General features: G+C 69.6%; 1 protein-coding gene (cut by a window edge). It reads right to left on the bottom strand.

Annotated features, from left to right (window positions below; all coding sequences use genetic code 11):
• Positions 1-13,588, bottom strand: partial view of a non-ribosomal peptide synthase/polyketide synthase gene (locus ACYVLQ_RS25385; protein WP_460700030.1) — the beginning only. Its footprint begins 38,714 nt before the window's first position; 13,588 of the gene's 52,302 nt are visible here — the first part of the coding sequence; its start codon is at positions 13,586-13,588; the stop codon falls past the left edge of the window.

The following is a 13,588-nucleotide window of genomic DNA, read 5'->3' as shown; positions in this document are numbered from 1 at the left end:
CCTGCGCGCGAGCGGCGTAGGCGGCCACCACATCACGCAGCAGCGGCCGCAGCGAGAAGCCGTCGGCGCTGATGTGGTGGGCGACCAGCACCACGACGTGATCGTTCGGCGCCAGCGTGAGCAACGTGGCGCGGAACGGCAGATCCCGCGTCACATCGAAGAAGACACCCACGAGTTCCGCTACGCGCGAGGGCAGTTCGTCGGCCGTGACGGTCGCGGTGGCCAGCTCGAACGCCGCCTCCCCGACCGGCAGCACCCGCTGGTAACCGATGCCCTCCACCTCGGGGTAGACGGTGCGCAGGGCCTCGTGCCGCGCCAGCACGTCACCGACGGCGGCGGCGAACGCGTCCACGTCGAGCGCACCCGACAGACGCACGGCCACCGGAATATTGTTGACGGCGGTGCGGTTGTCGAACCGGTTCAGGAACCACATCCGCTGCTGCGCGGGCGACAGCGGCACCAGCCGAGCCGTCTCGCCGGTCGGCAGCGTCACCGGTTCGGGTCGCGTCCGCGGGGTGAGCGAAGCCCGACCGCCCTGTCCCGCATGCGATTCCACGCGCGCGGCCAGTCCGGCCACGGTCGAGGCCTCGAACAGCAACCGCACCGGCACCTCGGTGTCGAGGGCCGCGCCGAGGCGGGCGGCGACCTGGGTGGCGATCAGCGAGTTGCCGCCCAACTCGAAGAAGTCGTCGTCCAGGCCCACCCGTTCCAGGCCGAGCAGCTCGCCGATGGTGTCGGCGACGGCCTGCTCCACCGAGGTGGCGGGGGCGCGGAAAACCTTGGCGGCGAACGTCGGCGCGGGAAGCGCCCGCCGGTCCAGCTTGCCGGAGGCATTGAGCGGGAACTCGTCCAGCACCATGAACGCCGTCGGCACCATGTACGCCGGAAGCTGCTGTGCCAGAGCGGATTTCGCCTCGTCCGCCGCGAACTCCACGGTGGGCGCGGGGATCACGTACGCGACCAGCTGATCACCGGTGCGCTCGTCGGCGCGCACCACGACCACGGCCTGTGCGACCGCGTCCAGACCGGTCAGCGCGGCCTCGATCTCGCCCAGTTCGATGCGCTGGCCGCGCAGCTTCACCTGGAAGTCGGTGCGGCCCAAGTATTCCAGCTCACCGGCGGCGGTCCAGGCCACCAGGTCGCCGGTACGGTACAGGCGCTCGCCCTGTGCCTCCTCGCCGTCCGCGGCCCCGAAGGGGCTCGCGACGAATCGGTCCGCGGTCAGGTCCGGCCGCGCGACATATCCGCGCGCCAGCTGCGCACCCGACAGATACAGCTCACCCGCAACACCCACGGGCACCGGCCGCAGCCGGGAGTCCAGCACGTACACCTGGGTGTTGAACACCGGCGCGCCGATCGGCACGGAGCCGGTGTCGGCATCGGTCACCTCATGGTAGGTGACGTCGACCGCGGCCTCCGTCGGGCCGTACAGGTTGTGCAGGCGGGCGCCGGTCAGCTCCCGCAACCGCTGCGCGGTGGCGGCGGGCAGCGCCTCACCGGACGCGAAAACGTTGCGGAGGCCCGTGCATTCGCCGATACGATCGGCCGCCACGAACACCGCCAGCATGGACGGCACGAAGTGCGCCACCGTCACGCCCTCGGCGCCGATCAGCTCGGCCAGGTAGGCCGGATCGCGGTGACCGTCCGGCTTCGCCACCACCAGCCGCGCACCGACCTGCAACGGCCAGAAGAACTCCCACACCGACACGTCGAAGGTCGCCGGGGTCTTCTGCAGCACCACGTCGTCGGCGGCCAGGCCGTACTGCGCGTGCATCCACACCAGGCGGTTGACGATTGCCGCATGGCTCACCGCCACGCCCTTCGGCCGCCCGGTCGAACCGGAGGTGAAGATCACGTACGCGGTGTTCGTCGGGTACAGCGGCGCGACGCGATCCGCGTCGGTGAGCGGGGTGTCGGCGAGGTCGGTCAGGTCCAACTCGTCGATCAGCACGATGCTCTCGGTCGCCGCGGCGAACGAGGCGTCGCGCGAGGTCGTCAGCACGCACACCGGTTGCGCCGTATCGAGGATGTAGCGGGTGCGCTCGGCCGGGTGGTCCGGATCCAGCGGCACGTAAGCACCACCGGCCGCGGTCACCGCGTACATGCCGAGCACGAGGTCGAGCGAGCGCCGCATGCCCAGGGCGACAAGCGATTCCGGCCCCACGCCCTGGCCGATCAGCCAGCGCGCCAGGCGGTGCACCCGGGCGGCGAACTCGGCGTAGGACAGAGTTGTCCCCTCGAAGGTCACCGCGTCCGCGGCGGGACCGCGCGAGACCTGCGCTTCGAACAGCGACACCAGGGTGGCCGCCGCGTCGTCGGACACCCGCGGCAGTGCCGCGTCCAGCGGGAACTCGGTGTCGTTCAGGTACCGCAGCACCAGGGTGTGCTCGGTCGCGTCCAGCAGTTCCAGGTCGCCGACGCGCGTGGTCGGATCGTTCGCGACGCCGCCCAGCAACCGCAGCAGCCGCTGCGTGAAAGTCTCGGCGAACTCCGCATCGAAAAGGTCTGCGGCATAGACGAGTTCGGCCTCCATCGCGCCCTCGTCGTCCGCAGCCTGGTCGGAGAGGGTCAGCTGCAGGTCGAACTTCGCGGTCGGCGGGTCGATGCCGACCTCCGACACGGTCAGGCCCGGCAGTTCCAGCGCGGTGTGACCGAGATTCTGGAACGTCAGCATCACCTGGAACAGCGGATGCCGCCCCGGCGCGCGGGCCGGCTCCAGCACCTCCACGATCCGCTCGAACGGCACCCCCGCGTGCGCGAAGGCGGCCAGATCGCGCTCGCGCACCTGGGCCAGCAGATCGGTGAACGGCATGCCGGGGTCGACCTCGGTGCGCAGCACCAGGGTGTTGACCACCATGCCGACCAGGTCGTCGAGCGCCTGCTCGCCGCGACCGGCGACCGGGGTGCCGATCGCGATGTCGGTGGTGCCGCTCAGCCGCGCCAGCAGCGCCGCGAACGCGCCGTGCACCACCATGAACAGGGTGGTGCCCTGCCGCCGCGCGACGGCTCCGAGCGCCTCCACGACCGCGCCGGGCACCCGGAACCGGTGCGTTCCGGCCGCGTACGCGGCAACGGGTGGGCGCGGGCGGGTGGACAGCCGCAGCTCGTCGGGCAGCCCGGCCAGCGTGCCGCGCCAGTACTCGAGCTGCTCGGACAGCACCGACCGCGGATCGTCCTCGGAGCCGAGCGTATCCCGTTGCCACAGTGCGTAATCCACGTACTGGACGGGCAGCGGCGACCAGTCCGGCACCTGCCCGGCGGCACGCGCCAGGTAGGCGGTCATCAGGTCGCGCACCAGCGGGCGCATCGAGAATCCGTCGGCGGCGATGTGATGCGCCACCACCACGAGCGCGTGGCTGTCCTCGCCGAGTTCGTAGATGCGCAGCCGCACCGGCGGCTCGCTGGTGACATCGAAGCCGCGGCCGATGAATTCGCCTACGACCGACAGCAATTCGTGCGCCGCCGCCGGAACCACGTCGATCTCCGGCACGGCGTGCGCGGAGGGCAGCACCTGCTGGTAGCCGATGCCGTCGGCGGACGGATAGACCGTGCGCAGCGATTCGTGCCGCGCGACCACGTCGGCCACCGCACCGCGCAGCGCGTCGAGATCGAGCTCGCCGGTGAAGCGCACGGCCACGGGGATGTTGTTGGCGGCGGATCCGCTGTCGAAGCGGTTGAGGAACCACATCCGCTGCTGCGCCAGCGACAGCGGCGGGCGTTCGGGGCGGGTCTGGGCCGTCAGCGGGCGCCGCTCTCCTGTCCCAGCGCGCCCGCCCACGCGGGCGGCCAGCCCGGCGACCGTCGGCGCCTCGAACAGCGCGCGCACCCCGATCTCCGCGTCCAGCGCGGCGCCGAGCCGGGCGGTGACCTGGGTGGCGATCAGCGAGTTGCCGCCCAGTACGAAGAAGTCGTCGTCCGCGCCGACATGTTCGACGCCGAGCAGATCGGCGAAGATGCCCGCGACAATCTCCTCCAACGGCGTTGCCGGGGCACGGAATTCACGGGGAGCCAGCTCGGGTTCCGGCAGCGCCTTGCGGTCCAGCTTGCCCACCGGGGTCAGCGGGATCTCGTCGAGCACCATGATGACCGTCGGCACCATGTAGGCCGGTAGCCGGTCGGCGACATGCGCCGACAGCGCCGTCACATCGATGCTCCGATCGGCCACGGCGCGCACGTAGGACACCAGGAACGTCGATCCCGCATCGTTGTTGCGGCCGATGGTCACCGCGAAGTCGACATCCGGATGGCTGGTCAGCGCGGCGTCGATCTCGCCGAGTTCGATGCGGAAGCCGCGGATCTTCACCTGGAAGTCGTTGCGGCCCACGTACTCCACCACGGGCTCGCCCGCGGCGTCGCGCCGCCAGCGCACCACGTCACCGGTGCGGTACAGCCGCGCGCCCGGCTCCCCGTAGGGGTCGGCCACGAAGCGGTCGGCCGTCAGCGCCGCCCGCGCGAGATAGCCGCGGGCCAGCTGGATGCCACCGACATACAGCTCGCCGACGACGCCCTCGGGCACCGGGCGCAGCCGCACGTCCAGCACCAGCGCCCGCATGCCGCGCACCGGGCCGCCGATGGACACCGGATCGCCCTGGAGCAGTCGGCCGCTGATATTGGTGGCGATCGTCGCCTCGGTCGGGCCGTAGGCGTTGTGCAGGCTGCGCGCGTCGCGATCGCCCGAATCCCCGGGCACCACAGACCATTTGGCGACCAGGTCGGCCGTCAGCGCCTCGCCGCCCGCGATGATGGACCGCATCCCGGCAAGCGCCGCCGGGTCCAGGGAAGCCAGCACCGACGGCGTGATAAGGCCGACGGTGACCCGCTCGCGCGAGATCAACTCGCCGAGTTCGTCGCCGCCGTAGGTCCCCGGCGGAACCACCACCAGCGCACCCGCGGCGCCGACGGCCAGCAGCAGTTCCAGCACCGACGCGTCGAACGACGGCGAGGCGAACGCCAGCGCCCGCGAATCCCGGTCCAGGCCATAGCGTTCCACCTGCACCGTGCTGAAGTTCGCCAGGCCCGCGTGGGTGACCACGACGCCCTTGGGCACACCGGTGGAACCGGAGGTGTAGATCACGTACGCGGCGTGTTCGGGCCGCGGCTCGATACCGGTGATCGGCGCATCGGACCGCGCCGCGACCTCGGCAACCACCTCGGAATCGTCGAGCGACAGCCAGTCGCCACCGGCGATCGAGGGCAGTCCGTCCACCTCGGCGGCGAGCGTGATGCCCAGCCGCGCACCGGAATCCGACATCATGTGCGCGATGCGCTCGGCCGGGTAGGCCGGGTCCACCGGCAGGAAGGCGGCGCCCGCGCGGGCCACCGCCCACACCGCCCGCACATAGTCGATCGACCGCGGAATCGCCACGGCCACCAGCACATCCGGACCGGCGCCCCGCTCGATCAGCACCCGCGCCAGCCGCGCGGAAGCGGCATCGAGTTCGGCGTAGGTGAGCGAGCGGCCCTCGAAGACGACGGCCTGCCCCTCCGGATTGTCGGCGGCGGCGGCCGCCATCAGCTCCGGCAGCGAGCGCGGCGGCACGGCCGGTCCGCCGGTGCGAGCGAGCAGTTCCGCGCGTTCGGAGGGCGCCAGCAGCTCCAGCTCACCGACCGGCAGCTCGGGTCGTGCGGTGATCTCCTCGAGCAGCCTGATGAAGCGGCCCGCCAGCTCCTGCACGGTATCGTCGTCGAAAAGGTCTCGGGCGAAAGAGAATTCGCCGAGCATGCCGCCGTCGGAGCCCTGGCCAGCCTCCCGAAGCGTCAGCGAGAGATCGAATTTCGCGGTGTCGACCTCGAAATCGACGGTGGAGACCCGCAATCCGGGCAGCTCGAAGGTGTTCTCGGGCAGGTTCTCGAACGACAGCGCCACTTGGAACAGCGGATGCCTGGCCTGCGAGCGCGCCGGGTTGAGCACCTCCACCAGCCGCTCGAACGGCACGTCGGCATGCGCGAACGCCTGCAGGTCGGTGTTGCGGGCCTGCGCCAGCAGCTGCGCGAAGGTCTCGGCGCCGTCGACGTCCGTGCGCAGCACGAGCGTATTGACGAACATGCCGATCAGATCGTCGAGGGCCGCCTCGCCGCGACCGGCCACCGGCGTGCCGATGGCGATATCCGAGGTGCCCGACAGCCGGGCCAGCAGCACGGCCAGCGCGCTGTGCATCACCATGAACAGCGACGCGTTGTGCCTGCGGCCCAGTTCCACCAGGCGCACCTGGGTATCGGGCGCGATCACGAACGAGTGCACGCCGCCGCGGTAGGTGGCCACGGCCGGGCGCGGGCGGTCCGAGGGCAGCACCAGTTCGTCGGGCAGTTCGGCGAGTTCGCGCTGCCAGTACCGGATCTGGTCGGAGATCAGCGAGTTCGGGTCGTCCTCCGAACCCAGCATCTCGCGCTGCCACAGCGCGTAGTCGGCGTACTGTACCGGGAGCTGCACCCACGCCGGCTGTTCCCACATGGTGCGCGCCGCGTAAGCGATCATGACGTCGCGGGCCAGCGGTCCCATCGACCAGCCGTCGGCGGAGATGTGGTGCACCACCATGCCGAGCACATACTCGGACTCGCTCACCTCGAACAACCGGGCGTGCAGCGGCACCTCGTTGGTGACGTCGAACGCCATCGTGGCCAGCTCGATCAGGTGGGCGATCAGGTTGCCCTCGGTCACCGGGACCGGAGTCAGGTCCGGAACGATCTGTGCCGCATCGAGAACCACCTGGACCGGCGCGCTGCCGGTCTCCGGGAAGACGGTGCGCAGCGACTCGTGCCGGTCGATCACATCGATGACCGCGACCTGCAGCGCCGCCACATCGAGCTCGCCGGACAGCCGGATCGCGACCGGGATGTTGTCGACGGCCGACGCGGTGTCGTACCGGTTGAGGAACCACATGCGCTGCTGCGCCAGCGACAGCGGCACCTGTTCCGGCCGCTCCCGCGCCACCAGCGCTTTGCGCGCGCCGTCCCCCGCGTGCGACTCCACGCGCGCGGCAAGCGCCGCGACGGTGCTGGCCTCGAACAGCATTCGGACGGGCACGCGGGTGTCGAGCGCGATGCCGAGCCGCGACGCCACCTGGGTCGCGATCAGCGAGTTGCCGCCGAGGTCGAAGAAGTCGTCGTCCACGCCGACGCGGGCGATTCCCAGCACCTCGCCGAAGATCTGCGCGACGATCTCCTCGATCGGCGTTGTCGGAGCGCGGAATTCGGAGACCGCGAACTGCGGCGCGGGCAGCGCCCTGCGGTCCAGCTTGCCCGAGGCGTTGAGCGGGAACTCCTCCAGCGCCACCACGGCCGAGGGCACCATGTAGACCGGAAGCCGTTGCACCAGAGCGGCCTTCACGGCATTGGTATCGATGTCGACGCCGGGCGCGGGGACCACGTAGGCCACCAGCTGATCGCCGGTCACCGTATCGATGATCAGCACCACGGCCTGGTTGACGTCCGGGTGGTCCAGCAGCGCGGCCTCGATCTCGCCGAGCTCGATGCGCTGACCCCGGAACTTCACCTGGAAGTCGGTGCGCCCGATGTATTCGAGCACACCGTCCTGCCCGGCACTCCACCGCACCAGATCCCCGGTGCGATACAGGCGGCTGCCCGCGTTGTCCAGGCCACCGCCCCCGTAGGGGTTGGCCACGAACCGTTCCGCGGTCAGGTCCGCACGCCCGTGGTATCCGCGGGCGATCTGCACGCCGCCGAGGTACAGCTCGCCGGGCACCCCGGCGGGCACCGGCCGCAGGCTCTCGTCCAGCACGTAGGCCTGCACGTTCCATACGGGGCGGCCGATCGGCACCGCGGCATGGCCGGTGGCGGGCGGCAGTGTCCACGCGGTGGCGTTGACCGTGAACTCGGTGGGGCCGTACAGGTTGTGCACGGTGGCGGTGCTGAACCGCCGGAAGGCGGTCACGGTGGCCGGCGGCAGCGCCTCACCGCCGACGAAAATCGCACGCAGCGTGAGACATTCGTCCGTCGAGGCGCTGGAGGCGAACACCGGCAGCAGCGACGGCACGAAGGAAGTGTGGGTGACGCGGTGCCGCGCGATGACCTCCGACAGGTACACCGGGTCGCGATGGCCGTCCGGCGCGGCGACGATCACCTTGGCGCCGACGGCCAGGGTGGCGAACAGCTCCCACATCGACGCGTCGAAGGTGAACGGCGTCTTGTGCAGGGCGACGTTGGTCTCGTCCAGGCCGAACTCGGCGATCTTCCACGCGGTCTGGTTCACCATCGCGGCATGGCTCACCGCGACGCCCTTGGGGCGACCGGTGGACCCGGAGGTGTACAGCACGTAGGCGATGTGCTCCGGCCGCACCGGGGCGCGGCGCTGCTCGGAAGTGACCGGCGCCGAGTCGAATTCGCTCAGATCGACGGTGTCGACCTCGATGACCCGGCAGTCGTCGGAAGTGACGCCGTCGCGGGTGGTGGTGAGCAGCACCACCGGCTTCGAGCTGCCGAGCACGTACTCGGTGCGCTCGGCCGGATGATCCGGATCGACCGGTACGTATCCGCCACCGGCGGTGAGGGTCGCGTAGAGGGCGACGAACATGTCGATCGAGCGCCGCATGCCGATCGCGACCAGCGATTCGGGGCCGACGCCCGCATCGATCAGCTTGCGCGCCAGTCGATTCACGCGCTCGGAGAACTCCGCGTAGCTCAGCTCTCCGGCCGGGCCGAACTCGTCCTCGCGATCGCCCGGGTCGAAGATCAGCGCGGTCGCCTGCGGACGCACCCGCACCTGCCCGGCGAACAGGTCCAGCACCGTGCCGGGTGCACTGCCCGCGAGCGCGGGCAGTGCGCGCGCGGTGCGGTTCCAGTCGGCCAGCACCGTCTGCCGCTCGGCGTCGTCGAGGATCTCGATATCGCGCACGCGGGCACCGGGATCCGCGAGGGCGGCGGAGAGCACGCGCAGGTAGCGGCGACCGAATTCGGCGACGGTGGACGCGTCGAACAGGTCGGTGGCATAGGACACCACGGCCGAGACACCGGCGAGTTCGCCTGCGGCGCCGCGCTGTTCGGTCAACGTCCACACGAGGTCGAACTTGGCGATATCGATGTCGAGTTCCTCGGCCGACACTGTCAGGCCGTCCATCTCCATGGTGGCGTGCGACAGCTCCTGGAACGACAGCATCACCTGGAACAGCGGGTGCCGCGCCTGCGAGCGGGTCGGGTTGAGGATCTCGACCAGGCGCTCGAACGGCACGTTCGCATTGGCGAAGGCGGCCAGATCGGCGTCGCGGGTGCGGTCGAGGAACTCGGTGAACCGCTCGGCGCCGTCCACCTGCGTGCGCAGCACGAGGGTGTTGACGAACATGCCGATCAGGTCGTCGAGGGCCTGCTCGCCACGCCCGGCGACGGGGCTGCCGATGGCGATGTCGGTGGTACCCGACAGCCGCGCCAGCAGTACCGCCAGCGCCGAGTGCAACACCATGAACAGCGAAACACCCTGTGCCCGAGCCAGACTCGTCAGCTCCGCGTGTAGTTCCGGATCGATGTCGAAGGTGATCCGGCTGCCGTGGAAGCTCTGCACCGGCGGGCGCGGCCGGTCGGTGGGGAGATTCAGCTGATCCGGCAGGCCCGCCAGGGCGCCGTGCCAATGCGAGATCTCGCGGGAGGCAATGGAATCCGGATCGGTCTCGGCGCCCAGCAGCTCGCGCTGCCACAGGCTGAAGTCCGCGTACTGCACCGGTAGCGGTGCCCAGCCCGGCGCCTGCCCGGTCGCCCGCGCCAGGTAGGCGGCGGTGACGTCGCGGGCCAGCGGACCGAACGAGAAGCCGTCGCCCGCAATGTGATGCACCACGATGGCGACCGCGTAGTCGCCCTCGTGCTCCCCGCCGACCACCCGGTGAACCTGTACCCGGATGGGTAGCTCCTGCGAGACGTCGAAGCCGGTGGACGCGAATTCGGCCAGCACACCGGCCAACTCGTCCTCGGAGGTCGACCGCACCTCGAGGCCGAGATCGACCTCGGCTGTCGGGACCACCCGCTGGTAGCCGCCGTCCTCGGACTCGGGGAAGACCGTGCGCAGCGATTCCTGACGAGCGATCACATCCAGCAGCGCCGCCTGCAGCGCGTCCAGGTCGACCTCGCCGCGCAACCGCACCACGAACGGCAGGTTGTAGGTCGGCACGGTCGGATCGAACTGATTGATGAACCACATCCGCTGCTGCGCCAGCGACAGCGGCACCCGCTCGGGCCGCGGCTTCGCCACCAGTGGTGGCCGCGAAACGCTTGCGGGAGTGGCGGATTCGACGCGCACCGCGAGGGCGGCCACCGTCGGCGTCTCGAACAACGCCCGCACACCCAGCTGAATACCGAACGCCGCGGAGATGCGCGCGACCACCTGCGTGGCGACCAGGGAGTTGCCGCCCAGGTCGAAGAAGTTGTCGTCGATGCCGACGCGCTCATGGCCCAGCACATCGCCGAAGATCCCGGCGACGATCTCCTCGACCTGAGTGCGGGGGGCGCGATATGCGGCCGCATCGGCCGTGAACACCGGCGCGGGCAGCGCCTTGCGGTCCAGCTTGCCGGAGGTGTTGAGCGGCAGCGCGTCCAGCACCATGATCGACGCGGGCACCATGTAGCTGGGCAGCTGTTCGGCCGCGAAGCGGGTCAGCTCGACCGGATCGACCGAAATCCCCGGAACCGCGACAACATACGCGGCCAGTTGCTGCCCGGTGGCGGTATCGGCCACCAGCACGACGGCCTGGCTGACCGCCGGATGAGCAAGCAGATCGGTCTCGATCTCGCCGAGCTCGATCCGCTGACCCCGGAACTTCACCTGAAAGTCGGTGCGCCCGATATATTCGAGCACCCCACGCTCAGCTCCACCGACCTGACCCCCACCGACCTGACTTACCCGCCCCCCACCGAACTGACTTGCCTGACCCCCACCGACCTGACTTGCCTCAGCTGCACCGACCTGACTTACCTGACCCTCACCGAACTGACTTACCTGAGCCCCATCGGCTTCATTTACCTGAGCGGAGCGAAGGTTCCACCGCACCAGGTCGCCGGTCCGATACATGCGCTCGCCGGAGCCGGAGAACGGATTGGGGACGAAACGGTCGGCGGTCAGGTCCGCGCGGCCACGATAGCCGCGGGCCAGCTGCCGGCCCGCGAGGTACAGCTCACCCGGAGCACCGATCGCCACCGGACGCAGCCGCGAATCCAGCACGTAAACTTCGACGTTCCATTCCGGCACACCGATCGGCACGATCGTGGTGTCGGATTCGTTTGCCTCCCAGTAGGTTACGGAGACGGCGGCCTCGGTGGGGCCGTAAAGATTGTGCAGCCCTGCCGCGCTGATCGCACGGAATCCCGCGGCGGTCTCCGGCGGCAGCGCCTCACCGATGACGAAAACGGCACGCAGTGAGTCACATTGGGCTCGGGTGGCGTGCGAGACGAACACCGTCAGCATCGACGGCACGAAGTCGGTCACCGTCACGCCGTGCCGCTCGATCGTCTCCGCGACGTAGGCCGGGTCGCGGTGTCCCTCGGGAGTCGCGATCACCAGTTTCGCGCCGACGAGCAAGGGCAGGAAGTAGCCCCACAGCGACACGTCGAAGGTGGTCGCCGTCTTCTGCAGGTAGACATCGTCGACGGTGAGACGGTACTGGTCCAGCATCCACAGCTGCTGGTTCACGATGGCGCGATGGGTGACCGTCACGCCCTTCGGCCTGCCGGTGGAACCGGAGGTGTAGATGACATACGCGGTGTGATCGGGCCGCAGCGGCGCCGAGCGGTCGGCGTCGGTGATCGACGCGTCGGAGAAATCGGAGGTGTCCAGGGTGTCGATCGCCACCCGCCGCACCGACTCCGGCAGTTCCATCTCGTCGCCGGAAACGGTCAGAACGCAGACGGGAGCGGCGGATTCGAGGATGTAGGCGGTGCGCTCGGCCGGATGGTCGGGGTCGATCGGCACGTACGCACCGCCGGCCCGCAGCACTGCGTGCATGCCGACCACCAGCTCCAGCGAACGCCTCATCCCCAGGGCCACAAGCGATTCCGGGCCCACACCGTCGGCGATCAACGCCCGCGCCAGTCGATTGACCCGCGCGCCGAACTCGGCGTAGGTCAGGGTCTGGCCCTCGTAGTCGAGCGCGATACCGTCCGGACGCAGCGCGATCCCCTCGTCGAGCAGCGCCGACAGGGTCGTCTCGGGTACCTCGTGATCGGAGTCGTTCCACGCCGCCAGGGTGCGGTCGAGTTCGGCCTCGGTGGTGATCGGGAGCTCCCACAGCACCTGGTCCGCGGGGGCCGCCAGAAATCGGTCGAAGAACTCCAGGAAACGCGAATGATGCTGTAGCGCTTCTTCTTCGGTGTAGAGGTTCGGGTTGGTCTCGAAGTCTATGTGCGAACGTGCGCCCCCGGACGACTGGTAGAAATTGACGCCCAGATCCTCGATCGACCCGGTCGACAACACCTGCATCTGCCCAACCATCGATCCCAGCGTGACCTGGTCGTTGAACAGCATGATGTTGACCCACGGACCGAAGAACTCGGTGGTGACCGCCTCGCCGCCCGCACTGTCCCGTCGGATGTCCTCGTGCCGGTAACGCTGATGCCGCAGCGCGCCCGATACCTCGAGCGTCACAGATTTCAGCAGATCGGCCACGGTCGTCCGGTACCCGACCGGAAGCCGGAGCGGCACGATGTTGGAGGTGACGCCGGCCGAGCGCCGCATCGACGCGGTCGTGCGTGCTGTTACCGGCAGGCTCAGAATCACCACTTGCGAGGCTGTCCACTGCGCCAGATAGGCCGCGAACGCCGCGAGCAGCAGCGCCGCGGGAGACGAATCGTGCCGTTCGACGGCCGCGTCCAGCAGCGCGCTCTGCTCCGGAGACAGCGCCGCGCTGGTGACCCCGTTCTCCGGCGCGGGCGGTGCCGAACGCCCGGCCAGACTCGTGACCGTGTCCAGGTCGCTCACTCGCTGGGCCCAGTACTCCCGATCGGTCTGGAAGCGTGTGCTCTCGCGGTACGCGAACTCCGACTCGACCAGCTCACGCAGGCGGGTGGTCGCCTTCAACGGCGGCGCCTGCGCTCCGGTGACCATCGCGGTGTACTGCTGCGCCATACGGGTCAGATAGTTCACCGCACCGAAGCCGTCGAGCACGATGTGGTGGCACCGCAGGTACAGGAAGCAGCGGTCGTCGCTCAGCTGGAGAACCACCAGGCGCAGCAACGCGCTGGTGGACACCACAGGCAGAGGTCGGCTGTATTCGGCGCGCATCCACTCCTGCGCCCGCGCCTCCGGGTCGTCGGCGTCGCGCAGATCGACATAGCCGATTTCGTCGCGCTCGGGAATCGTGGGATCCAAGAACTGCCATGGCGTGCCGTCGCGCTCGACGATGCGGACGAAACCGTCCATCTCGATCGCGGTCTCGATCGTCGCCTGCCTGAGCACCGCACGGTCCACCTCGCCGGGCAGATCGATGTACTGGGCAATGGTGATCGGAACCTGCGGATCCAGATGCTGGGCGTACCAGATCCCGAGTTGCGCCGGTGACAGCGGTACAAGGTTATCCCCCGAACCCGGCGTGGGCGTCACCTCGCTGCCAGCTTCGCCGTTTCCGCCGAAATCCAGCCGGTCCAACCCTAACCTCAC

The organism is Nocardia thraciensis (assembly GCF_054782435.1).
The sequence above is the reverse complement of the archived record's forward strand: the minus strand, read 5'-3'. Positions and strand labels throughout refer to the sequence as shown.